At 47.8% G+C, this 24,735-nt stretch carries 25 protein-coding genes; 19 read left to right on the plus strand and 6 right to left on the minus strand.

Annotation, left to right across the window (positions count from 1 at the left end; all coding sequences use genetic code 11):
* Nucleotides 1-17 precede the first annotated feature (17 nt).
* From BR86_RS0109455 to BR86_RS0109470, 4 genes are all read left to right on the plus strand, one after another.
* Nucleotides 18-710, plus strand: coding sequence for a DUF4230 domain-containing protein (locus tag BR86_RS0109455; RefSeq protein ID WP_031473348.1), 693 nt, complete (start codon nt 18-20; stop codon nt 708-710).
* Between the two features lie 105 nt (nt 711-815).
* On the plus strand, nt 816-1,577 hold the full coding sequence (locus BR86_RS15250) for a PHP domain-containing protein (RefSeq protein WP_051684720.1): 762 nt from the start codon (nt 816-818) through the stop codon (nt 1,575-1,577).
* Between the two features lie 387 nt (nt 1,578-1,964).
* Nucleotides 1,965-2,135: a hypothetical protein gene (locus tag BR86_RS0109465; protein WP_154661377.1), complete on the plus strand. Its 171-nt coding sequence runs from the start codon at nt 1,965-1,967 to the stop codon at nt 2,133-2,135.
* A gap of 400 nt (nt 2,136-2,535) precedes the next feature.
* Nucleotides 2,536-2,880, plus strand: a complete 345-nt coding sequence (locus BR86_RS0109470; protein ID WP_075034470.1) for a GNAT family N-acetyltransferase — start codon at nt 2,536-2,538, stop codon at nt 2,878-2,880.
* A gap of 403 nt (nt 2,881-3,283) precedes the next feature.
* Here BR86_RS0109470 and BR86_RS0109480 read toward each other — a convergent pair whose 3' ends face one another.
* On the minus strand, nt 3,284-3,637 hold the full coding sequence (locus tag BR86_RS0109480; RefSeq protein WP_031473358.1) for a cupin domain-containing protein: 354 nt from the start codon (nt 3,635-3,637) through the stop codon (nt 3,284-3,286).
* A gap of 144 nt (nt 3,638-3,781) precedes the next feature.
* Here BR86_RS0109480 and BR86_RS0109485 point away from each other — a divergent pair, with 144 nt between their 5' ends.
* On the plus strand, nt 3,782-4,123 hold the full coding sequence (locus BR86_RS0109485) for a winged helix-turn-helix transcriptional regulator (RefSeq protein ID WP_031473360.1): 342 nt from the start codon (nt 3,782-3,784) through the stop codon (nt 4,121-4,123).
* Between the two features lie 147 nt (nt 4,124-4,270).
* Here BR86_RS0109485 and BR86_RS0109490 read toward each other — a convergent pair whose 3' ends face one another.
* Nucleotides 4,271-4,882, minus strand: coding sequence for a DUF1836 domain-containing protein (locus BR86_RS0109490; RefSeq protein ID WP_031473362.1), 612 nt, complete (start codon nt 4,880-4,882; stop codon nt 4,271-4,273).
* A 237-nt stretch (nt 4,883-5,119) separates the two neighbouring features.
* Here BR86_RS0109490 and BR86_RS0109495 point away from each other — a divergent pair, with 237 nt between their 5' ends.
* The 14 genes from BR86_RS0109495 (at nt 5,120) to BR86_RS0109565 (ending at nt 21,390) form a co-directional block, all read left to right on the plus strand.
* Nucleotides 5,120-7,609, plus strand: coding sequence for an ATP-dependent helicase (locus tag BR86_RS0109495; RefSeq protein ID WP_031473364.1), 2,490 nt, complete (start codon nt 5,120-5,122; stop codon nt 7,607-7,609).
* A gap of 168 nt (nt 7,610-7,777) precedes the next feature.
* Entirely contained in the window at nt 7,778-8,110 is a 333-nt protein-coding gene (locus tag BR86_RS0109500) for a hypothetical protein (protein WP_031473366.1), read from the plus strand.
* Between the two features lie 485 nt (nt 8,111-8,595).
* The gene (locus BR86_RS0109505) at nt 8,596-10,122 is read left to right on the plus strand and encodes an AbgT family transporter (RefSeq protein WP_242841594.1); all 1,527 of its coding nucleotides are present in this window, start codon (nt 8,596-8,598) and stop codon (nt 10,120-10,122) included.
* Nucleotides 10,123-10,150: 28 nt separating this feature from the next.
* Nucleotides 10,151-11,719 carry a gluzincin family metallopeptidase gene (locus BR86_RS0109510; protein ID WP_031473370.1) on the plus strand — a complete coding sequence of 523 codons (1,569 nt, stop codon included), beginning with the start codon at nt 10,151-10,153 and terminating at the stop codon, nt 11,717-11,719.
* Nucleotides 11,720-11,868: 149 nt separating this feature from the next.
* Nucleotides 11,869-12,483 carry a TetR/AcrR family transcriptional regulator gene (locus BR86_RS0109515; protein WP_051684721.1) on the plus strand — a complete coding sequence of 205 codons (615 nt, stop codon included), beginning with the start codon at nt 11,869-11,871 and terminating at the stop codon, nt 12,481-12,483.
* 319 nt (nt 12,484-12,802) lie between these two features.
* Nucleotides 12,803-14,998: a hypothetical protein gene (locus BR86_RS0109525; RefSeq protein ID WP_031473374.1), complete on the plus strand. Its 2,196-nt coding sequence runs from the start codon at nt 12,803-12,805 to the stop codon at nt 14,996-14,998.
* A gap of 501 nt (nt 14,999-15,499) precedes the next feature.
* Nucleotides 15,500-17,197, plus strand: coding sequence for a 23S rRNA (uracil(1939)-C(5))-methyltransferase RlmD (gene rlmD, locus BR86_RS0109530; protein ID WP_031473376.1), 1,698 nt, complete (start codon nt 15,500-15,502; stop codon nt 17,195-17,197).
* A gap of 24 nt (nt 17,198-17,221) precedes the next feature.
* On the plus strand, nt 17,222-17,470 hold the full coding sequence (locus BR86_RS0109535) for a DUF6061 family protein (protein WP_031473378.1): 249 nt from the start codon (nt 17,222-17,224) through the stop codon (nt 17,468-17,470).
* Nucleotides 17,471-17,603: 133 nt separating this feature from the next.
* Nucleotides 17,604-18,215, plus strand: coding sequence for a TetR/AcrR family transcriptional regulator (locus tag BR86_RS0109540; RefSeq protein ID WP_031473380.1), 612 nt, complete (start codon nt 17,604-17,606; stop codon nt 18,213-18,215).
* Nucleotides 18,212-19,093, plus strand: a complete 882-nt coding sequence (locus tag BR86_RS0109545) for an ABC transporter ATP-binding protein (RefSeq protein ID WP_031473382.1) — start codon at nt 18,212-18,214, stop codon at nt 19,091-19,093. The genes BR86_RS0109540 and BR86_RS0109545 overlap by 4 nt, the downstream gene beginning before the upstream one ends.
* Nucleotides 19,094-19,104: 11 nt before the next feature.
* Entirely contained in the window at nt 19,105-19,896 is a 792-nt protein-coding gene (locus BR86_RS0109550; protein ID WP_031473384.1) for an ABC transporter permease subunit, read from the plus strand.
* 12 nt (nt 19,897-19,908) lie between these two features.
* On the plus strand, nt 19,909-20,694 hold the full coding sequence (locus BR86_RS0109555; protein WP_031473386.1) for an ABC transporter permease: 786 nt from the start codon (nt 19,909-19,911) through the stop codon (nt 20,692-20,694).
* A gap of 67 nt (nt 20,695-20,761) precedes the next feature.
* Nucleotides 20,762-21,007, plus strand: coding sequence for a hypothetical protein (locus tag BR86_RS14715; RefSeq protein ID WP_038288442.1), 246 nt, complete (start codon nt 20,762-20,764; stop codon nt 21,005-21,007).
* A 2-nt stretch (nt 21,008-21,009) separates the two neighbouring features.
* On the plus strand, nt 21,010-21,390 hold the full coding sequence (locus tag BR86_RS0109565; RefSeq protein WP_031473390.1) for a DUF5655 domain-containing protein: 381 nt from the start codon (nt 21,010-21,012) through the stop codon (nt 21,388-21,390).
* A gap of 151 nt (nt 21,391-21,541) precedes the next feature.
* On the opposite strand, the gene BR86_RS0109570 is transcribed toward BR86_RS0109565, so the two are convergent.
* The 4 genes from BR86_RS0109570 to BR86_RS0109585 are packed head-to-tail and all read right to left on the minus strand — an operon-like array spanning nt 21,542 to nt 24,683.
* The gene (locus tag BR86_RS0109570; RefSeq protein WP_031473392.1) at nt 21,542-22,717 is read right to left on the minus strand and encodes a sigma-70 family RNA polymerase sigma factor; all 1,176 of its coding nucleotides are present in this window, start codon (nt 22,715-22,717) and stop codon (nt 21,542-21,544) included.
* Between the two features lie 53 nt (nt 22,718-22,770).
* Entirely contained in the window at nt 22,771-23,175 is a 405-nt protein-coding gene (locus BR86_RS0109575; protein WP_031473394.1) for an iron chaperone, read from the minus strand.
* Nucleotides 23,176-23,200: 25 nt separating this feature from the next.
* Nucleotides 23,201-23,563: a DUF2200 domain-containing protein gene (locus tag BR86_RS0109580; protein WP_031473396.1), complete on the minus strand. Its 363-nt coding sequence runs from the start codon at nt 23,561-23,563 to the stop codon at nt 23,201-23,203.
* A gap of 16 nt (nt 23,564-23,579) precedes the next feature.
* Complete coding sequence (locus BR86_RS0109585; RefSeq protein WP_031473398.1) at nt 23,580-24,683, minus strand: DUF6076 domain-containing protein; 1,104 nt, start codon at nt 24,681-24,683, stop codon at nt 23,580-23,582.
* Nucleotides 24,684-24,735 lie beyond the last annotated feature (52 nt).

Here is a 24,735-nt window from a genome sequence, read left to right on the forward strand (position 1 = left end):
AAGGAGGGCTTTGCTGTATGAAGACATTTTTTAAGTGTTTCTTTGTTTGTGTTCTTTCCGCGGCTCTGACATTTTCTCTGGGAATGAAGTTTTTTTCTATTGCACGGAACGCGGGATGGCTTAAAGAAGTCACGGCAGCTTCTTTAGATGATGATTCCGCGAAGGAAAAGTATGAGATCGAGAAGGATCTCACGGCATCCTTTCAGGAGGCAATTGTTGACGCGCCGATTCGTGAAAAGAATCTGGTCGTTTGCACGAGGAAAGTCGATCATATTATGAAGCTGGTCGATGATGGCTTTTTTATGGAGATTGGAAAGAAGGCCCAGCTTGTGCGATACGCAGGTGTGGCTTCGTACTCCGTTGATCTTGGCGGTCTCTGTGAACAGAATGTTTCTGTGGATGAAGACCGCAAGGTTGTTACGATTGAAGTTCCGAAACCGGTAATGGATATTCGCCTGAATGAGGCAGACACCAAGCAGTCAGAAACGATTCATGGTGTTCTGGCATTTGGCGATCCGAAATTATCGGAAGAGGAGTCCTCTACACTGCGTTGTAAAGTTCTGACAGATATGGAGAAGACTCTTGAGGAAGAGAATTCTCAGGCTGATGCGGAACGTTTTGCAAAACTCAGTGTTTGGGAAATCTATCAGAGGGTAGTATCTTCTGTTAGCCCAGAGTATACGGTTGATGTGAAGATCAGTGCACATTGAGCAAACGACGTGTGCTTGCAGGCGGAGCGATGAGGATATTGGCGCTTTGCCTGCAAGACGGGTCTTCACAAATGTAGGCTGATAAAGGCTGGAGATGAAGAATTTATGGCATACAAACCCATAAGAAACGAAATTTTCCATGTCCATACTTGGCGGTGTAAGCATGCTAGCATGGATTCGGATGAAAATTATGTTCAGAAAGCTTTAGAATTGGGTGCGGACAGGATCGTATTTACGGATCATGCTCCGTTTCCGGGAAATCCATTTGGAAATCGGATGGATATAGAGCAATTACCGGAATATAAATCTTCCATGCATGACCTAAAGTCCAAATATGATGGAATGATTGAAATCCTGTGTGGTTTGGAAATTGAGTACCTTTCGGCATTTGATGATTACATTAAACGGCTGCGAAACGATGAGGCGTTGGATGTTTTGATCATGGGACAGCATTTCTCTGAAACCGTAACAGGGCATTATAGCTTTGAGGGTCAAGATGCAGAAATGGAATTCAAGGCGCTCGGAAAAGGGATGCTTAGAGGGATTGAAAGACGATACTTTGATGTTATTGCGCATCCCGATCGGATTTTTCATAAGATCATGCCTTTTTCGGATGGCTGTTGGAGGATGTCGGAAGAGATTATAGATTGTTTGAAGCAATATGAGATGGACGAAATTCTGTTGGAAAGAAATATTTCTTCGACACGTCGTAAGAACAACTACAGAAGTGAGTTTTGGGAGATGGTCGTGGCGCAAGGATTAAAGAATCGAGAAATCCTTGGCTTTGATTCTCATTCTGTGAAAGAACTTCAAAAGTTTTGGAGGAGGGATGGTGAAGAATACGAAGAGACATTTTTCAACAGATAACACTTTCAGCCCAAAAACAGAATAACATCTTGAGGCATAATATCTGTATCACAAAGGTGATGTGACAGCTATTGAGGTTGATCGTTGAAACTCTGGGTTTTGGTTTTCAGAAGATGTGAGGTGCGACACTATGGCAAATAACAATCACGCTGGAATGCATTACATTCAGTTTGCAAGACATAGAGAGGCTTTACACGAATTTGACTATGACAATGAATATGTTAATAGATCAAAACCGGCTACTGTACGTAAATACCATAGTTCGGTATGGCACCTTGATGGAACACCGGTTATGCATAGGAAGCGGAGGAGGAACCGTAGGGTAAGGTAAAATGTCATTGTCCAGAGATGGATTTGCTGTTGTGTGATTACGAGGAGGGCACGAAGATGAAAAGACGCGGATTGTTTGATTTTGGTTTTAACGACCTGAATCGAGATGGGAACATCAGCTCAATGGAAGCTGCTTTCGGAATGCAGGTGATGGATGAAGCCGATGATAATGACGATGACGGAGATGATTTTGCGTCGGACGATGTTTGTTTCGATGATGATGACTGATTTGTCTTAGGACATGTTTCAGGAATGTATAGAATGGAGGTGAGACTGTGTCGAGAAAGATTAGAAGCGATTGCACGGTAGGAACATTGGAAAAGAAGTTTGGCCTCCCGGCTGGAACAATCCGTAACAAGGATGGAAGAGATACTCGAAGTGATAAGAAAGTCGGAACCATTCGAAAGGAGGCGGAAAAACGATAGTATCAGAAGATCTTGAAGAGGCACATCCTCTTCAGGATCTTCTATGCCATAATGGTATGCTTTTTCTTACCAAGCATACAAAAACTGCGTACTTGATATGTATTGCGTACTATCTATAATGTGGTTATCAGCAGATAGGTGCATGAATCAGACAGGGGAGTCCTGAAACTGCCGGGAAAATGTTTTGAAAGAGAGGATGGATTATGGAATTTAAATCGAACGGATCGAGTACATGGCTTGCGGACGAAAGTGGAAAGAAAATAGCGGTACTTGACTATCCAGAGATTAGACCGGGAGTGGTTAATCTGGTACATACAGAGGTGGATCCATCTTTGGGCGGACAGGGAATAGCCGGAAGAATAACAGAGCATGTTGCAAATCTTTTGAGAGAAGACGGACGTAAAGCAGAATTATCCTGTTCTTATTCGATTAAATGGTTTCAGAAGCATCCGGAGTATTCCGATCTTTTGGTAAATCCGGAACAGGAAGCAGAAAAGGCTTCCGCACTTGCGGGACCGGCATGCGGTATCGGTCAAAAACGTCAGTGACATTACGATTAAAAAAACAAAGGATTTCAAAAAACAGGTATTTCTCATAACGGCAGACGTATGATGAATACCTGTTTCAGTTCATTTGTGTTTTTTGTTGTCGGGGTGTTCGCTGCGGAGCTCATCGGCCACGAGCTCGATCATTTCCTTTTTCAGGTAGACATCAAAGGCGAGCTCACTCAGGGTTCCTTATGGGGGAATTTCCCAAATGATAAATGCGGGACGCATTTCAAATGTTTGATAAAACGAGAGAGGGAAGCGGGGTTGAACCGCTTCTCTCTCATTTTACGCAAACAACGGGCCAAAGCCTGTGTTTACACGAGGCCTTGGCGACTGCCGCGAAACGCTCGTAACTCGCGAAGCGTGTTGCATCTCGTCGGATAACCCGGATTGTGGTACCGATTCAGCACATCACGGCATCCTCGGCGGTATAACCTTCGAGGGATCCTGCTTTGACCTGAATACATGCGTAACTCAGTTCGGAATCTGATGCCGCGGAGAACTGTCTCTTACCTTCCGGAGAGATACGAACGACGTCTCCTGCCTGAAGAGGGATCTCGTCACCATCGACAACAGCCTTGCCCTTTCCGGATAAGACAATGTAGATCTCTTCGTTCTTCTTATGAGCGTGCACGAACGGAACGCCGGTTCCTGCGGGAAGATGGTTCATGCTCACTTCCGCACCGGTAAGTCCGAGTACGTCGTGAAGCTCTGTTCTGGTATCGTTTGCTGTGTTTACTTTGCTGTAATTTGCCATGTTTGTTTTCCTCCATGTGATTGCTATTTTTGTTTGCCTGCGATATCATCATTATAGAATCTGGAGTCAAAAATAAAAGTACGCACATTTATACTACATAGTCACATTTTTGATACTATTGTGGAGAATACAGGAGAAAAACATATGCAGAGCATCTATGGACAGTGTCCGTTTGCAACAACGCAGCGGGTATTGCAGGGCAAATGGGCCATCGTCATTTTGTTTCAGCTAAGCACCGGAACACAGCGATTCAACGAACTGCAGAGAAATATCCCGGGGATTACCAGAACTATGCTGACAAGGCAGCTTCGGCAATTAGAAGAAGACCGCCTGATAACCCGGACGGTGTATGCGGAAGTACCGCCTCGCGTGGAATACAATCTGAGTGAAATGGGAGAGAAGTTCCGAAAAGTATTGGATCAGATTGAGTCGTTTGGTTTTGAGTACATCGCGGAACTCAAGAAGACAAATGCCCCGCTAAAGTAGTAAAATGGAAGCAGAAAAGGCTTCCGCACCTGCGGGACCGGCATGCGGTATCGGTCAAAAACGTCAGTGACATTACGATTAAAAAAAGGATTTCAAAAAACAGGTATTTCTCATAACGGCAGACGTATGAGGAATACCTGTTTCAGTTCATTTATGTTTTTTGTTGTCGGGGTGTTCGCTGCGGAGCTCATCGGCCACGAGCTCGATCATTTCCTTTTTCAGGTAGACATCGAAGGCGAGCTCACTCAGAAAAGCAAAGAGCTGAAGGCGCTCCCGGTCTTCTTCCTCCGCCTCGGGGAAGGTCTCCTTCGCGCGGTCAAACTTCTCACGGATATCCTGTTTCAGCCGTTCCCGCTGATCCGTTTCAAGAGAAAAGACTTCACGGTAGATGGACGGCAGATCCGGATTCGCATTCGGGCCGGTGTACAGGTCGCCGAGTGGCGTCAGGATCTCCTCGATGTCCGACAGAGAGACGACATTTTTGTAATAGAGGATCAGAATCAGCATCAGAATGTGGTCTCGGGAATACTTTTTCTTGACCGGCGCCGGGAAGAGATGGTTCTTCGCGTAATTGTTGATCATCGTCTTGGTGATGACCGGACCTTCCGTCTTATGCTGGGTGCCGGAGAGCCGTTCATTCATAAACGTGAGAACCTGATCCATATATAAGTTGATTCCCGGAATCTCCCCCGGATCAATGTGGTCCAGGCGGTCGATGTATTCCAGAATTGATTTGAATTTTTCGTCATTCGATCGCATAGTCTGTTCCCTCTGGTGCTTGGTTCCATGAATTTACCGGATGAAAAAGGAACTCCGGCATACATATTGTACGTAAAACACAACATTTGCCTGTGTTTTGAATCATATGTGGAATCAAATAACATTATATAGTAATGAAAACGATGTTTCAAGAGATTCCCACCCTCGCTTTTTTTCCTCGGATGTATTATACTTAACATTCAGCAAAGCAGAACAACTGTGCGATTTGGAGGATCTATGATCGATTTGAATACATTGAATCCGATGCAGCGCGAGGCAGTGGCGTCGACGGAAGGACCGCTGCTGATCCTTGCCGGCGCGGGTTCGGGAAAGACGAGAGTGCTGGTGCACCGCATTGCCTACCTCATCGGGGAAATGAATGTGGCGCCGTGGAACATTCTCGCGATCACATTTACCAACAAAGCAGCCGCCGAGATGCGGGAGCGTGTCGACCGGATCGTGGGACAGGGGGCGGAGAGCGTCTGGGTTTCCACCTTCCACTCCATGTGCGTCCGGATCCTGCGGCGGTATATCGATAATCTCGGATACGGAAACAGCTTTTCCATCTACGACACCGATGATCAGAAGGCGCTGATGCGCCAGATTCTGAAACGGCTGAACATCGATCCGAAGAAATTCCGGGAAAAATCCGTGCTCGGCGAGATCTCTGCCGCCAAGAACGCGATGATCGGCGAAGAGCAGTACATGGACGACAACGGAGGTTCCTTCCCGGGGAAAATCTTTGCGAACTGCTATATGGAGTATCAGAAGGAACTCAAAAAGAACAATGCTCTCGACTTTGACGATCTTCTCGTGAAGACGGTGCAGCTTTTTGAGAAATACCCGCAGGTGCTGGATTATTATCAGGACCGGTTCCGCTACATCATGGTGGATGAATATCAGGACACCAATACGGTGCAGTTTCGCCTTATCGACCTTCTGGCAAAACGGCACCGCAATCTCTGCGTGGTGGGCGATGATGATCAGTCAATTTACGGTTTCCGAGGCGCGGATATCCACAATATTCTGAGCTTTGAGAAGGCATTTGAGGGTGCGAAGGTCATCAAACTGGAGCAGAACTACCGCTCGACGAAGAGCATTCTGGATGCGGCCAATGAAGTCATCGCGAACAACCGCGGCCGGAAGGATAAGAAGCTCTGGACGGACAACGACCAGGGCGACAAGGTCACCTTTGAACTTTACAGCAATGCCTACGAGGAGGCCGAGGGAATCGCGAAAGATGTCATTTCCCGCAAGGCGGCGTGTCAGGCGGACTATTCCGATTTTGCCGTGCTGTACCGGACAAACGCCCAGTCCCGAATCGTTGAGGAAAAATTCCTTCAGTATAACATTCCGTACCGGCTGGTGGGCGGTGTGAACTTCTATCAGCGAAAGGAAATCAAGGATGTTCTCGCGTATCTGAAGACCATCGCGAACGGTCTCGACGATATCGCCGTGCAGCGCATCATTAATGTTCCGAAGCGCGGGATCGGTGCGGCCTCCGTCGGAAAGATCATCGATTTTTCCGCAGCGAACGGCATGAGCTTTTATCGTGGACTGAAGTCCGCGTCAAATATCATGTCCGCCGGAAAAGCGCTGAACGGAATGAAGAAATTCGTGGAGCAGATTGAAGATTTCCGGATTCGCGCAAACGAGATCAGCATCCGGGATCTGATCGAGGCGGTTCTCGACGAGACCGGACTCCGCGATGAGATCCGGGCGGAAGGGGAAGTAGAGGCCGAGGCCCGTCTGGAAAATATCGACGAGCTGGAGAACAAAGCCGTCAGCTACGCAAATGGAACCGATCACCCGACGCTGGACGGATTTCTGGAAGAAGTAGCGCTTGTCGCGGATATCGACAGCATGGACGATTCGGAAAACCGGGCGGTGCTGATGACACTCCACTCCGCAAAGGGACTGGAGTTTCCGTATGTCTACATGAGCGGCATGGAGGACGGTCTCTTCCCGAGTGGCATGGCGATTTCGGACGGCGATCCGTCCGCCATCGAAGAAGAGCGCAGACTTTGCTATGTCGGCATTACCCGGGCGGAGAAAAAACTCACCCTCACGGCGGCGATGCAGCGAATGATTCACGGACAGACGATGGGCGAGACGGTCAGCCGCTTTGTCGAGGAGATCCCGGAGAATATGATCGAGGTTAAGGATCTGTCCGGCGGTATGAGTTACGGATCCCGGTTCGGCGGCGGTTACGGCTCGGAGCGCCGAAGATATGACTGGGAGGATTCCGACGGGCTTCCGTGGGAGACTCCGTCGGCGAGAGGGCGGTCTACCGGAAGCGGTAACGGCTTTGGCAGCAGTTCCGGCTTCGGTGGCGGTTTCGGCTTTGGCGGCGGAACCGGCTTCGGCGGCGCAGGTTCCGGCAGCAGTTCCGGATTCGGAAAAGGAGCAGCTTTTGGCGGCGGGGCCGGATATGGCAGCGCAGACCGAGGCAGCAGCTATCGCGGGTCGGCCGGTTTAAAGAGTGTATCGGCGACAGGCGCTGCAAAGAAAGGGCTGGGCGGAATTCAGAAAGGCTCTGCGATGACCAAGCCGGATCATCTCAACTATGAAGAGGGCGACCGCGTGTCCCACATCAAATTCGGCGCCGGAACCGTAAAGGCAATCAAAGACGAGGGCCGCGATTACGAGGTCACGGTCGAGTTTGACCGCGTCGGACAGAAGAAGATGCTCGCCGGATTTGCGAAACTCAAGAAAGTCGACCAATAATATGTAAGACCGGCGATCTCCCCGATCAGCCGATCCGATGCAGAACATCTGCTATCGAGCAATAATTCCGGATCAACACAAGTGTTTACTTGACTTGTGCTTTCGTGCTATAATATTTTCAGAAAATAAATCACGGCAGAGCCGTAGAATGAGAGGGAGCGTGGTCGTATGAACAGATTTGATAACGTGAGAAGTGATGCACTTGCAAAGGTTGAGGAGATCATGAACGCGACAAAATTATCCGAGTTCCTCCACAAACAGGAAGAGGAGGAGAAGCAGAAGAGATGGATCATCTGGGTTCTCTCTATTGTCGGCGCAGTTGCTGTGATTGCTGTGATCGCTTATGCGGTATACCGCTTCTTCACACCGGATTACCTCGATGACTATGAGGATGATTTCGACGATGATTACGAGGATGAGTTCGATTACGAGGATGACGAGCCGGTAAAGAAGTGTGAGAAATGCGAAAAGACCGAAGAGGCCAAGGCAGACGAGGAGTAATTTCGCAGATACTTCGATGAAATCAGATTGACGATGGAAGGGGCTGGCGCACTAACTTGAGTTAGTGCACCAGCCCCTTGGTATACGAAAAGGTGCTGCGCACCAGTTGAAAAATCAACTAATGCGACAGCACCTTCGACGTTACAGGGAGGATTAGGGAAAAGACGGATTTTGTAGAAAACTGTAATTATGTGTAAAATGACATTGAATTTAAAAGAATTGAGAATATAAACTTTCAATATTGTTTTTTTGCGAAAAGAAATTATAATTAGACTGTAGTCTGATATAGACCGCGGTCTGATTATGTTTCGACCCCGGTCTGTGCTCTGATGTTATGCGGCAAAAATGCCAAAGCCTGTTCTTATGTGAGGCCATGGCGACTGCCGCACTACCGGGCGAAATCTGCGAAGCTGTATCGACGATTGAGCGGCGAACAGGCGGAGTGTGTTTTGCTTCGGTTTTCAGAAAATGACAAGGAGGGGAAAATGAGTATGAACGCGGTGGCTGAAGAGAAAACAACGAAACGCGGCGGAGTTCTGGACTTCATCGAGCGGGTGGGAAATGCACTTCCGCATCCCTGGGTATTGTTCCTGTGGCTCTGTCTGATCCTGGCGGTGGTGAGCGCGGTGCTGTCTTATGCGGGCGTCAGCGTCATCAATCCGACCAAGGGGGAAGAGGTTGTGGTCAGGAACCTGATCAGCACGGACGGATTCGTGTGGCTTCTGACCAATCTTCTGAAAAATTTCCAGACCTTTACTCCGCTGGGACTGGTTCTGGCAATGCAGATGGCCATCGGCTTCTCGGAGAGAACCGGTATGCTGAATACGGCAATGCGGAAAGCCATTCTGGGCGTTCCGGTATGGGCCCTCAGCGCAACGGTATTTTTCATCGGAATTAACGGAAGCATCGCTTCCGAGGCGTCGATCGTTGTGGTTCCGAGCCTTGCGGCAGCGGCATTTCAGGTTGTGGGAATGCATCCGATTGCGGGACTTCTGGCCGGTTACGCGGCAACCAATGCGGGGTTTACCGCAGCGCTGATCCCGACCGGAACGGACGTTCTTCTCAGCGGCGTATCGGAGACGGCGGCACAGCTTCTCGCAGCGGATTATCATGTCAATGCCACCTGTAACTGGTATTTCATGATCGCGGCGACCGTCACACTGACCGCCGTCGGCGTATTTGTGAATAAGGCATTTATCGCTCCGAGACTCGGAACGTATCAGGGAGAAAATGAAGGCCGTGAGAGCGACATCACCGAGAAGGAACTGCGCGGACTGAAGGCCTCCGGCATTTTTACCCTCCTGTACATCGCGTTTTTTGCGGCGATCACTCTTCCGGCCAACAGCTTTATGAGAGGCGAGGACGGCAGCATTCTGAACGGAACGCTGATCACCGGTCTTGTGCCGATCCTGATTCTGTACTTCATCTTTGTGGGCATTATCTATGGTAAGACCGCGGGAACACTGACCAGTGCGGATCAGATTCCGCAGTTTATGGCAGAGTCGCTGACGAGCCTCACGGGATACATTGTCCTTGTCTTTGTGATCGCGCAGTTCATCGACATGTTTTCTTATACCAATCTCGGAATGATCATCGCCGTGAAGAGCTCCGATCTGCTGAAGGCGGTGGGGTTCACCGGAATTCCGATGATCCTGTTCTTTATCATCTTATGTTCCGTTGTCAACCTGTTTATGACCAGCGGAAGTGCAAAATGGTACATTTTCGCCCCGATCCTTGTCCCGATGATGATGAATCTCGGCTATTCACCGGCATTTGCCCAGGTGATCTACCGGATCGGCGATACCTGTACCAATGCGATCACACCGATCTATCCGTACATTCCGATTGCCCTCGGCATGGCGAAGAAATACGATAAAAATTTCGGAATGGGCTCTCTGATCGCCTACATGCTGCCGTATGCCGTCGGTTTTGTCGCGGTATTTGTGGTTCAGACCATCGTCTGGATCGCGCTGAATCTTCCGCTGGGACCGGGTGTGTCGGTGATGATGTAAGATGATGTGAGTTGAGGAAGGAACCAACATGAGTTTTCGGGAAATGTATCGGGTGGTGGAGGACATCACCCGGCAGTTTCGGTACTATAAGTCGATTGAGTCGCTGTTCCAGCTGGACCAGTGGACGCAGCTTCCGGAAGAGGGGGCGGAGTACCGTCAGAAGACGGCGGCATTTGTCGCAGAGAAAAAGGACGGGCTGTTCCGGTCGCCGGAAGCAAAGAAAGCGGCGGAATATTTCCGGGAGGCGGGATTGGATTCTCTGGAAAACGATCTTTCCCGGGGCGTGGTCCGGACGTTTCTGTACCGGTACCGCAACGCGGTCGGAAGGCCCGAAGAGAAGGAAAAAGAATACAATCTCTTCAAGGTTGATCTGATGAAAAAATGGAAGGAAGCGCGGGAGGCAAAAGACTACCGGATCTTTCTTCCGTATCTGGACAGGGCTTTTGTGCTGAAAAAAGAGATTGCTCTCGGAATCTGTCCGGAGAGACCGGCCTTTGACACGCTGGTGGATCTGACGGACGAAGGGCTTGAGACGGCGGATGTCGACCGGGAATTTGAGGCGCTGAAAACGGGGATCCGCAAGCTGATGGAACGGATCGAAAAAGTAAACCGAAAAACGGACAGTCATGCAACCGGTGATATAATCGATGGAGTGGGAAAGAATGCCGGCATCTCTCTGGACGACCGCTTCCGCACGCGGGAAGAGGATCCGGAGAAAATGTCGGAGTTTGCGAGAAGACTGGCCTACGAGAGCGGATACCGGAAGAGCCGGGGATATTTCAACGACCAGGTGATTCACGGATTCACCTCGTTCATGGGGCCGAGAGACTCCCGGATTTCCACCTACCGGAACGGCAGCATTGACCTGATCTATACCTGTATGCATGAGGCGGGGCATGCCATGTACGCGACGGGAGGCTCCGGGGAAGTCAATGAAGCCGGAATGTGGGGCGGCATTGAAGGCGGCTTCCACGAGGCGATGTCCCGGTTCAACGAAAACATGATCGCCCGGAGCCGGGAATACTGGCAGCATTATTATCCGATGCTCGCGGAGACATTTCCGAGGTACCGGGAGATCCCGGAGGAGGAGTTTTACCGCGGGACGAACCGTGTGGCACCGTCGGTGAAACGGATCTCCGCGGACGAGGTGACCTACAGCCTTCATGCGATTCTGCGGTATGAGATGGAACGGGACTTTTTTTCCGGAGCGCTGTCTGCGGAGGACATGGCGGAGGCGTGGAATGACCGTTATGAGGCCTATCTCGGGATACGGCCGAAGGACGACACGGAGGGCATTCTTCAGGATATGCACTGGGCCGGCGATTTCATCGGATATTTCCAGAGCTATGCCCTGGGAAATATCTACGACGGGCAGATCCTGGAACAGCTTTTAAAGGAGATTCCGGATATTTACGGAGATATCGCGGAGGGACGTTTTGAACGCCTGAACGGGTGGATGGATCGGCGGATCCGGCAGTACGGCTGTGTATATACCGGGACGGAGATGATCCGCCGGCTGACCGGACAGGGGCTGGATGCCGGACCGTTTCTGCGGTATCTGAACCGGAAGTATGAGGAAATTTATTCCCTCTCATAATGGCCGGCGAATTATGCCAATGACGTCATACGGGAGGCGATTTCCCGTGACGGGCCGGCACCGGCAAAAGAAAATAAACAAGGATAAGACAAGATGGATATGCCCCGTAGCCCGCTGCGGGGCATTGGAATGGATGGGGGAAACGAGTTGTGAGAACCAAGGATGAGAAGAATGAGCAGCGGCAGCGCCAGATGATTCTGGAGGCGGCCTGGAAGCTTTTTCGGGAGAAGGGATACGAAAATGTGACCATGCAGGACATTCTGGAGGAAGCCGAATGCAGCAAGGGCCGGTTCTATTATTATTTTCACGCCAAGGCGGAACTTCTCGACCGGCTGTATGAGCTGTTTGACCAGAAATATGAGGAGATCTTCCGGGCGCTTTCTCCGGGGATGAGCGCGGTGGAAAAGGTTCTGCGGGTTCATCACTCCATGTTGAACTACATGGAAAAAAGCATCGGTCCGGATCTTTTGACGAATCTTTATATCTCACAGTTCCAGCATACGACTAATATTGATTTCTGGTCAGATTCCAGAGCATATTCCGGCATTCTGAAAGAGATCTTTGAGGAGGGGAAGCGGAACGGTGAGATCCGGACAGACCTGTCTACGGACGAAATGGTGGATTTTGTTCTGGAACTGGAGCGGAGCGAACTCATCGACTGGTGTCTGAAGAAAGGTGAGAATAAGCTTTCGGAACAAGCGGTCCGCCATATGAGAGTGCATCTGGCGGTGTTTCTGGCAAAGCATCAGGGGGAGATGCTGTAGTTCTATCAGAGAATAAGAAAGATCGCAGGGGGACAGCTGCTCTTGAATTCAAGGGCAGCTGTCCGCTGTTATAAATCAGCCATATTCCAGGATTCCCGGAATGGTATCGGATATTTCCATAATACCGGCAGACGGGAGTTGGTCTACTCTGCTGCGGAAGGAGTCTGCGCCGGACGACAGAGTCAATGTAACCGAAAGCAAAAAAACGGTCCTCAATACGTTCGCTGCAGTCATTGAAAAGAAAAAATGGTTAAATTATAATGATAAATAACATTTTGGAATGTCATATCCGGAAAAGATCAAGGACGGGGAGGAACCAATGAGAAAACGTTTTTTGAAACAGGGGGTGAGCATCGCGGCGGCGGTATGTCTGGCGATGTCATCCCCTATCGGTGCGATGGCCGATATGGCGCATGAGTATGCGGTCTCGAAGACGGACGGCAAAGAGGAGAAGCATGAGGGTAAGATCGACGCGGAGGACTGTGGTATTCTTGCGGACAACGGGTCGGCCGTAGAGCAGAAGGGCGATGTCAAGTCCAAAAATGAGGCGGTGAACGCTTCCTCTAAGTCGACGGTCGATATTGACGGAAATGTTGAGATGACAGACGGGGGGGATAGGGTCCCGGCTGTATCAGCATTTGATGGTTCTAACGTCAGGATCGAAGGGAATGTTAAATCCAACGGAATCGGTGTGCAGGCAAAGAAGGAGGCACATGTCGACGTAGAAGGAGCGGTTGAGGCAAAATCAACCGGAGTCAGCTCGGCAAACAGTGACGTTACGGTGAAGCATGGCGTTAAGGTCAGCGGAACGGATGAACAAGAGTCTGTGTACGGTGTTGTCGCATACGACAGCGATGTATCGGTTGCGGGCGGTATCGAAGTGGCCATCAGCGGGCAGAAAGGACGAGCGGAAGGAAAAAGTGGCGAAGCGTCTGAATTTTCCGCAACAGGAGTAAATATCTATCAAAAGGATGGAGAGAATACATCGGTCCATGTAACGGGGAATGTCACGGCGTTCGCAAAGGGCAGCGAAGCATCCGGTGCAAGAGCAGATGGGCTTCAAATAACGGATGGGACGAAGCTTACGGTGGATGGCAATGTGACGGCTACAGCCGAGAGCAGTAATGCCAAAGCACAGGCGTGCGGTGTTGCTGTGGGCAGCGGAACCGTTATTGTGAAAGGAGATGTATCCGCTGCGGCGAAGAGTACGGCCCCGGAGGCTGCGAGGGCCGATGGAATTGTTACAAATCTCGAACTGGCGGGAAAAGATGTAAGCAAAGCAAAGGACGCAAACACTGTTATTATTGTAAACGGAAGCGTTACCTCTACAGGAGCGGGAGCTTCCCTGGAGGGGAATCTCGGGAAGATTGATGTCTTTGTCGGAAAGGATATGAGCGGAGAAGAAGGTCTTCGCGTTGGCGCTAATTTTGGTACCGCGAATTGTGTGGTGGATGGAACGCTGAGCGGTGAAAGCGCGGCGATTCACACCCAGGATTTCGGGGCGCAACCGGGAATGGAAGAAGGAGAACTGAATGTCACGGTATGGGAACTGAAGAGCGGCGGAGATCTCGTGAAAGCAGAAGAAGTATCCGGGTATGATCCGGAAACCGATGCGTTTTCTTGGTCTGAAAAGAGGGAAAAAGCCGAAGAGATTCTGAAGAATGTCAATTACATCATTCGCACCGATGAGGTGGAGAACGGTGTGATCAGCCTTTCCGGAACGACCCGGGTTGTCGGAGCAAACGGAACGACATACGATACGGCGAAGGAAGCACAGGAGGTCATCATCCGTGTGAAGACCGCCGATGGATATCAGCTCGACGCGGTGAAGAACGGCGATGCGCTTCTGACAAAGAACGCGGACGGAAGTTATACACTGGTTGTTCCGCGGGGCGGCGGCGTCGAGCTGAGCGCCGTGCTGTCCGCAATCAAGAAGAACGAGAACGAAATGAACGGTGGTTCCGATGATTCGGATGATTCCGGCAATCCGCCGGCCGGTTACGGGGAGGAAAAAGGAAACGCTGTGACATCCGCAAGCGGTGCGTCCGTGACCAGAACCGTTACGGAAGATGGCGGTATCAAAACTTCTCTTTCGAAGGTTGAGATCGGCGGAAAGACCGCAGAGGTGGCAACCAGAGTGACGGTAGAGAACGGACAGAGCAGAACGCTCCGCACCGTGAGCGGCGATATCGCCGGGGTATCCTTCCGGGGGGTCGGTACGGTATCGGCGGACGGATCCTCCGTGACACTGGAGGACGGACGTACCTTCTCTGTCATCAGCGCGCCGAGTCTTATGATCACCGAAAACGGCGTGACCAGAGGGTATTTCCTGAACGCAGACGGAACGGGACCGATCGCCACCGGAAAGACGGAGGTTTACTACTGCCTCGGTGAGGACGGTCAGCTCCATGCGCACTGGGTAGATCCGAACGGTTTCTTCTACACCGGAACAGTTGTGATTGACGGAAAGACCTATACCTTCAATGAAGAGGGCGAGGTTTCGAATATCGCATAAGACCGAAAATTTTATGTGCTTTGCGAGAAGCAAAAAGAGATAGGCAAGGGGCTGGCGCACTAACTCATGTTAGTGCGTCGGCCCTTTTCCTGCTTCATAGGAAATTTCTCCGAAAATCCCTGCTGCATAAACCTGCCGGCAAAATGCTCCGCATGGATGCACACGCTGATATAGGGAAGACGGTTTAATCATTCTTGCGAAAAGAGGGATTTCTGATAGAATGGTTAGAGTCCGCAGAATAACGAAGCGACAGCCCGGAATAGACGGCGGAAGAAGCGCCAAAGGGATGCTGAAAATGGATCCGCCGGTGTCTCTCACATGCCGGAAAGCATCCTGTGAATGGGTTGTTTGGAATACCGGATGAGAAGACTGTGAAAAAAGACAGTGAAAAAGACAGTGAATAAAACAGCGAAAAGAGACAGTAAAGAAAGACAGTGAAGAAAGACAGCAAAAATAGACTGTGAAAGAAGACTGTAAAAGAAGACAGGAAGGATGATACCGATGAAAAAAGGCAATATCTATGACGGATATGTTGAGAAAGTGGAGTTCCCGAACCGCGGATATGTCCGCGTGACCATTCCGGAGGAGGAGCGGACACCGGAAAGCGGTGATACCGCATATGTATGGGTGAAAAATGTGATCCCGGGGCAGACCGTTCGTTTCCGCTTTACAAAACGCCGCACCGGCGGAAAGATGGAAGGGCTTCTCCATGAAGTTCTGAAGCCGTCCGACCTGGAGACCTCGGATGTTCGATGTCCGCATTTTGGAATCTGCGGCGGCTGCGTCTACCAGACCGTTCCGGAAGAAAAGCAGCTTGAGATCAAGAAGGAGCAGGTTCTGCATCTGCTGGAACCGGTATGTCCGGACCTTCATTTTGAGGGCATCTATGCCAGCCCGGATGAACATGAATACCGCAATAAGATGGAATACACCTTCGGCGATGAGTGCAAGGACGGACCGTTCGCCCTCGGCCATCACAGAAGAGGCGGATTTTATGACATTATCACCACAGACCAGTGCTGTATCGTCAACGGAGATTTCCGGAAAGTTCTTCGCGCAACCAAAGAATTCTTTGAAAAAAAGGAAATCCCATTCTATCAGAAAGTACAGCATACCGGTTATCTTCGCCATCTTCTGGTGAGAAGAACCGCGAATACTTCTCAGCTTCTGGTAGATCTTGTGACATCGACCAATATGGCCAAAGAGGAGGAAAACGCCCTGCTGGACGAGTATGTGAACGTACTCCGGGGACTCGATCTTTCCGCAGATCTTCGCGGAATTCTGCATACGTATAATGATTCGGCGGCAGATGTCGTGAAAGATGAAGGGACGGCGGTTCTGTTCGGCGAGGACTTTATCACGGAAGAACTGCTTGGACTCCATTTTAAGATCTCCCCGTTCTCTTTCTTCCAGACCAATTCCCGGGGGGCGGAGGTTCTCTACGGCAAGGTCCGGGAGTATGCGCTGGACGGAGGGGACCAGGCCCCGAAGACCATTTTCGATCTTTACAGCGGAACCGGCACCATTGCCCAGATTCTTGCACCGGTGGCAGAGCATGTGACCGGCGTGGAGATCGTGGAAGAAGCCGTGGAGGCAGCGAAGGTCAATGCCGGATTAAACGGACTGACCAACTGTGATTTTATCGCCGGAGACGTGCTGAAGGTGGTGGATGAGCTCACGGAGAAGCCGGATTTGATCATTCTCGATCCGCCGAGAGAAGGCATCCATCCGAAGGCGATCCATAAGATCATCGGTTTCGGCGTAAAACGTATGGTTTATGTATCCTGTAAACCGACCAGTCTTGCACGGGATCTCGAGATTCTTCAGAATGCGGGCTACCGCGTGAAGAAGACCTGTTGCGTGGACATGTTCCCATCGACCGCGAATATCGAGACGGTTGTCTTGCTTTCCAAGGGCGAGGTCGACTCGAAAAAGATTCGGGTTGAGTTCTCTTTGGAAGATATGGATATGTCCGAATTTCAGGATGGGGCAACCTACACGCAGATCAAGGACTATGTACTGGAACATAGCGGATTAAAGGTGTCTAACCTGTATATCTCACAGATTAAGCGGAAATGTGGGATTGAGGTTGGCAAGAACTACAATCTGCCAAAATCCGAAGATTCCAGACAGCCCCTGTGTCCGCCAGAAAAAGAGAAAGCAATCCGAGAAGCATTCAAATATTTTGGGATAATCTAACATCCCGTAAAATGGAGGTTTCTTATGGATAGATTGATTTCTTGTGAGTTTAACATGGATACCGCTTGTGTGGAGCTGAAATTCTTTGATGGCAGCATGATTGCCATTGATACCATCGCCGTGGAGAATGAAGTTGCTGACAATATGTATCAGCGGTCAGAGCTTGACTATCTGATTTACACTGACCCGATTGGATATGCAGACTTGATTTTGAACGGCAATCCTGAAACCTATTTGAAAACTGTAACTGAATATAAGCCTTTAGAAAGCTGATTATTTTGCCGCCCGTGGGAGATATCTCACGGGCGATTTTTATGAACAAAAACGCACATTTGTATTGACCGAATCGGTTATTCGTGATATAGTATAGCAAAATAACCGAATCGGTTATTTGTTGGAGGTTATTATGGAAAAATTTTTAGCACTTTCTGACGAAAAGCAAACCTTAATTAGAAATGCAGCACTATCTTGCTTCTCTCAGCATGGATACGAAAAAGCATCGATTAACGACATTGCAAAAATGGCGGGCATCTCTAAGGCATCCCTTTTTCAATATTTTGGTACAAAGCAAAACCTCTATGAATATCTGGTTGAACACAGCAGCACACAAATGAAAGCAGCTTATCAGGAACAGGCGTTATATGCAAACGCAGATTTCTTTGATCGTGTACAGCAAGCCATAATCATGAAGATAGATAATTTGAAAAAGAATCCCTATATCGCCGCTTTTATTATAAGTGTTGCAAAAGAGCCATCCATTGAAATTTCGGAGCACATTAAGGACTTAATGCAAGAAGGTGAAAAACACTTGCATGATCTGATGCTCCGTGATGCCGATCTGGTCAAATTCAAGCATCCCGAAGATGCGCCACTACTGTTCCGCACATTGATGCATATTGGATACGGTATTGAAGACGAGATTGAAGGTGTGTCAGATTTTGATAGAATCGTGTGCGAAATGGAGAATATTCTGAAAATGTTAAAATATCATTTCTACAAGGAGGAATATTTATTATGAAACAAGCGGTGATAATGTTAGATGGACTGACAAAAAGTTATGGAAAGCACAGAGGTATTGAAAATCTCACATATTCCGTTCTGCCGGGCGAAATCTTTGGTTTTATCGGTCCTAATGGTGCTGGTAAAACAACAACAATTCGCACTTTGATGGGCTTGCTCAAACCCACAAGCGGCAATGCTACGATTTTCGGCCTTGATTGTACGCAGCATGCTGCAGAAATCGCAAAGAACGTGGGATATCTTCCCAGCGAGAATTGCTATTATAATAATTTGAAAGTGAAAGAGCAGTTACAATATACTGCAGATCTGTATGGTGTTAACTGCCATGACAGAATAGAAGAACTGGCTGAGAGACTGAATCTGGATTTGTCCAGAAAAATCGGAGATTTGTCTTTAGGCAACAAAAAGAAAGTTGGCATCGTGTCCGCTTTACTACCTTCTCCAAAACTTCTGATTCTGGATGAGCCTACCAGCGGCCTTGATCCACTCGTCCAACAGACATTCTATGAAATTCTTCGAGAAGAAAACAGCCGTGGAACAACCATTCTGTTTTCCTCTCATGTGTTGAGCGAAGTGCAGAAGCTATGTGATCGTGTATGTATTCTGAGAGAAGGTCGTCTCATTGCTATACAGTCCATGAAGGAATTGCGTGAAAACGGGTATAAAAAGATTTCGCTTTCCACCGAGGAGCCTGTCCCTGCGCAGTTCTTCGACATCCCAGGAATTGCCAACCTGGAACAGAATCAAAATTCCATTTCTTTTATGTTTAATGGCAATGTTATGACCATCATGGAAAAACTACATAAACTACCTTTGGTTGATATTCTGATTGAAGAACCGTCTTTAGAAGAGATCTTTCTTCATTATTACGAATGAGAGGTGACACTATGACTGTATTTCATTATGAGTGGAAACGTAGTCGAAAATATATTCTGATTTGGGGTCTTTCCCTTGCCGTTTGTATTTTCTCTATGATACCTGTCTATTACAGCATGATTGAAACGCCAGAGCTTCTGCCTAAAAACTTTGCAGAGGGTGGATTCTTTGAAACTGTCGGCATCTCTCTCGCACTGCTCTTGGAACCTCTGGGAATGTATGGATTTCTTAATGCGTTTTTTGCTTTGGCAGGCGGAATTTTCGGGATGCACTTTGCCTTATCCCTGTTTACAAAAGAATGTACCGAAAACACAGCAGAATACCTGTTCACAAAACCCTGCGGGCGTATTCAAATTTATAAAGGAAAGGTGCTTTGTCTACTTGTCGGCACATGCATTACGAGTGCTGCATATATCCTTGCGTCTTTTATAGCAATGATTGTGTATGAATCTGGCTTCTCTATGTTAGAATTTATTCTGTTGGCTGGCTCCTTCCCACTTGTTACTTTGATTTTTGGAGGGATGGGAGTATTGTTAGGATGCTGGCATCCTAACAATCGTTCTCCTTTGCTGACAGCATCTTTGGCTGTGTTTATGGGATACTGTATTACAGCTTTTTCAAGAACGATTGGAAGCAGAATAATAAGTTACCTCTCTCCATTTTCGTTTTTTCATCCAGCTCACATTCATGAGAACTCTTTTTATGAATGGGATTATTTTCTGTGGTATGTGCTTCTACTCACTGTATTTTTCTTCCTGTCTCGTAAGATTCTGATGAAGAAAGACATTAAATTAGCAGTATAGGGGGGGAACAACATGATATCATTGATAAAAAAGGAACTGAAACTTACAAGGAAAATACTGTTGATATGGCTTGGAATAATCATTCTTCTTTGTGTCTTTGCGTACATAGAGTATCTTTCCTTAAAAGACAGCTTACCGATTCTGGTAGAAATGCTAAACGACTTTCCAAGAATTTTGATGGTGATGTTTGGTGTTAGTGAAGATCTTAACACTGCATTGGGTTGGTATGGCTGTATTTATTTTTGGGTGGCAATCCTCGCTTATTCCTATGCGATTTATCTGGGCATTTCAAGCATTGCAAAAGAAAAAACGCAAGGAACAGCAGAATACCTATTCACAAAACCTTTAGGCAGAAATCAGATTGTTATAGGAAAAGCTGCCGCCAACGTATGTAATTTATTTATTCTTGCAGCTGTCAGCGGTGTATGTAATTACTATACTGCAATCGCTCCTCTGGGTGGACTGGATCAAAAGAATGCGGCTCTGTTGACAACTGTTGGGCTTTTTCTGACGGAAATCATATTATACTCGATTGGTTTTTGGGTATCCAGTCTCTGCAAATCCTACAAACAGGCTATGCTTTTTGGCTTTGGCGCTTTAATAGTATTTTACTGTATTTATTTTGTGGCAGAATATTTGTGTATTCCGGCTCTGTTTTATTTAACACCTCTAAAATACTTTGATGTATATGCAGTGGCTAAAGATGGTATCTCCCTTATGTTCCTGCTGATTTCAGGGGTGATTACTTTCCTATCAATTTTCCTTGCAAAGAATCGGTGGGCAGGCAAAGAAATGTAATATGTTGTAGATAGTATTGTAGCTTCTCATATCTGTCATAATCTCAGAAACACAGGAGGTTTTTACGATGAAACAACTGTTTAGATGTGCAGACCACTACATTCAATCGAGAGATTGGAAAATGCTTACGGGTCTTAAATTCTGCCTTTGCTCCATTGGTATCCTGTTGGGAGTATTGGTTCCGGTCAAGCACAAAAAGACTGTCGCAGCCGGGGCTTTCGGTGTCTTTCTTGCAACCTACATCCCGCTGATGACAGACTTCCTGACATTTGCGGTAGATTTCTTCCGTCCCAAGAAAGAAACGGTAGAATAACCATGAACAGTGATATTCTTTTCTTCTTTGGGGAGCATATGGATGCTCTTCCCCTTTACGAACGACTGGAAGATCAGATTCTGACACAGATTCCGGAAGTAAAAATTAAGGTCGCAAAAACCCAGATTACCTTTGCTAACAAACGAGGATTCGCTTTTGTGTCCTTTAATCCCTGCCGCAAGGCAAAGAATCGGCCAGAAATCTGGATGACAATTACGTTCGGACTGGGTTATCGGATAGATTCTCCAAGAATCGACGTAGCGACGGAGCCCTATCCAAATCGCTGGACGCACCATGTGATGGTGGGAAATGTGGATGAAATCGATGTAGAACTGATGCGGTGGATAGCGGAAGCGGCAGATTTTTCTGCTAATAAGAGGTGACAATACGGAAAATAAAAAGATCTTTCCCATACTGATCGCCAAGGCGTAACAGATAATCACATATTGATTCTACATAGTCTGAAATCCCTCGAATAAAAACCGCTGTAATTATTCTTCCCGTGTAGGGTGGAAAATACAGCGGTTTTTCTTTCTATAGTTCAGCTGCCACAATCGTTTCCTTTGGCAGCTTCTCATTCTCACAGTTCAGAAGATAGACTATTGCCTTGTTCGCAAAGCGGTTTGTTTTCATCGTATCCCAATCGGCAAGCCGGATGATCTCCGCTGTACCATTCTCAAAATCCAATGAAATCTCGCCCCATTCGCCGTCGCAGTCTGCTTGATATTCATAGATTGCGGTGGCGATTTTCTTTTTGCGTTTAGTTTTGGATTTCTGTTTCAGCCGGACAGCATGGATAGCACCCTCGGCAACCAAAAACTCCGTCAGCTTGTCCACTGCTCTACGGTAGGCTCGCTCTGCACCGCTGGCTGTGCTGCCCTCAAACATCACAGCCAGTTCCTCAAAGGTGGGGCGGCCTTTCCATGAGCCGACACGCCCGCAGGTCATGCAGATCGCCAGCCGCTTTTCAAGCAAGGTCTGTTCCCGGTAGTTTAGCTTCTCAAATGCCCGCTGCACCTTTTCTGCCTGTATGCCATTCCAGAGAATATCGGCATAGTTCCAAGTATCATCAAGGGCAACATCTTCGCCTGTTTCTTCTCCGTCCTCGTCCGTCACATAGAATGGCTGCTGATTGCGGATGCCACGGACAACTTTCAAATATTCTTCCGCAAGGGCAAGGTCGCAGTTGTATTTCTTTGAAAACTCACTGACCGCATCCTTGGTGTTATGGTAGAGCCAAGCCATTGACCGCACCATTTTGTAATTGGTCAGAGAGGATACCGACCATTTTTCTTCGCCCATACGGAAACGGAGCATCGCATCCCGTATGAACGGGAAAATGTATGTAGCATACTCCGCACCCTTGGCAGGATCATAATCCATCAGCTTTTGGAGCATTTGCTCCCGACAGGATAGCTTTATATCTATAAATCGATCTGTGTCGTACAGATCGCCGCCATCCACACCGAGAAAGCCTTTGATGCGCTTGTTGAGCTGTGGTTCGTAGTGGTGCAGGAAGAACGAAAAATATAGCAAATTCTTTTCCTGCAATGCAGACAGAATATGTTCATTTGGATTGCTAACCGTTGGCGGTTCCGGCTCCAGTTGGAAGATGCGCTCTGCCACATAGGGAATGAGACCATCACCGTGCGGATTGACTTGGTGCTTCGGTATGTATCCGGTCATATTCCATGTAAAATCATTCAGCATAGCGCACCTCCCTTCACTTTAATAACGTTTATCAATCTCCAGAAAACTGAAATTCACGTTATTTCTTCAAGGCTTTGTTTTATAATTTTTTCAATTATTTTAATCGGTAATTCTTTCTCATAGGGCAGATAGACTGCATTTTTCCTTATTGTAAAAGCACTTAGTTGTGACTTGAATATTTCTAAAACATTTGTATCTACGTAAAGGCTAATATGTTTATTACAGGCAGCAAAAGATATTGAGAACTTGTCTTTCTTATATACTGGCATACTCCAAGCAATCTGTTCCTTAACTGCTGGAACACAACGAAGAATTAGATTTCTTAATTCCACAACATACGCTCTCGCTTCTGGAATCTGTAATTCAATATATTCATCTACACTTTCAGGAGCCTTGCCGCAATAGTGACTTTGATTTGTCCTTTTAAACTCCCTTCCGCATTTTGGACAAGTCCACATACTAAAACCTCCTCAATATCAATTATTACTTTCTCAATATTTTCTCCATCGGTTTTCCTTTTGCTAACTCGTCAATCAGCTTGTCCAGATAGCGTATTTCCTGCATTAGCGGTTCTTCGATTTCTTCTACACAAACTCCGCAGATTTTCCCTGTAATCAGTTTTCGATTAGGATTAAGCTGGGGAGCATTCAAAAAGAAGTCTCCATATGCAACATCATGTATCAGAAAATCATTCACTTGATCTTTACTATACCCTGTTAACCAGCAAGTAACTTGATCTACTTCCTCTCTTGTTCGTCCCTTTTTCTCACACTTTGTAACAAGAAGTGGATAAACCTTTGAAAAGGACATTTTATAAATTTTATCGTTTGCATTTATTCCTTCCATGGATATACCTCCAAATTCAAATTCTCTTTAGGGCTTCTTTTTTCAAAGCAGCCTGTTCCATTTCTTTCTCATAAGCTCCTTTGGCATAAGCGACATTGCTTTTTGCCCGGAGCATCTTATCTTTCGCCAGTTTCTTCATAACCTCCGCTACGTCATCGTCCAGTTTGCCACGCTTGATATAGCGGTTTATGGTATTCAGCCGCTTTTCGTATATCTGGATAACCGGATGATCGTCTGCAAGCTCTCGCTGTTCTCTGCCTTTCAGATTGCCGATTTGCCGACAGGTGCGGTGCAGCTTGTCCTCCGGTGCATAACCGCCGCAGTATTTTGTGTGCCTTGCATTGGTGGTCAAAAACCATTTGCCACAGATTTTGCATTTCTTCGGTGCATGACCGACACATAAGCCCTCAAAGAGATCAGACCGGAACATCCCCACAAAGGAAACATAGTGCATCCGCTTGACCAGTTTTGCCACATCCTCACCGGGACGGATGGTGGATACATACTGAACAGACTGATTGGACACAGACATCCAGGCATTGCCCTCCGTGATGGAGAACTCCGGCGGGAAATAGCTGCCGAACATCTTTGCAAAGCCCTCTGCGGTGCGGTCTGCTTCATTGCTATCCGACTTTTCCGCAAAATCAAGCATTGCCTTTTGGTATTCTCCGAGAGAGAATGCCAGATGCCCGAAAACCGCAGTATAACGTTCAAGTAGTACTGCATCTTCATATTTTACGAGGTCTTCAAGCTGCATTGTGCCGCTGTTCGCTTTTTGGACACACTCTAAATGGCTCAACGCACAATCCGTAGTAAAGACCCTTTCTATCCGTTCTCTGTGTTTTGGAACATCCATATAGGAGAATGGCGGCGTTTTACTGAGAATATCCAGCATTGCCAGAGCAGCTTCCCTTACCATAGGAAAGAGTGCCGAAGCATCCTGTTTCGCATTCATCGCCCCAAGCATAAGATTGATTTTCTCGCATTGCTCGTTCATTTTAGAAATGGTATCCGCAGGAACATTCAGCGCATCACAGGCAAGAGTACCGATAGGAAATGTTTTTCCCTCATATATGACCGTATCCTGCCAAAAATCCAATGTCATAAGTTCTTGATTCATGCTTGCCCTCCTGTCCTGTTTTTTCACTTTTCTAATTATACCATGCAAATGT

It is taken from the genome of [Clostridium] aminophilum DSM 10710 (assembly GCF_000711825.1).
Taxonomy (GTDB): Bacteria; Bacillota; Clostridia; order Lachnospirales; family Lachnospiraceae; genus Clostridium_R; species Clostridium_R aminophilum.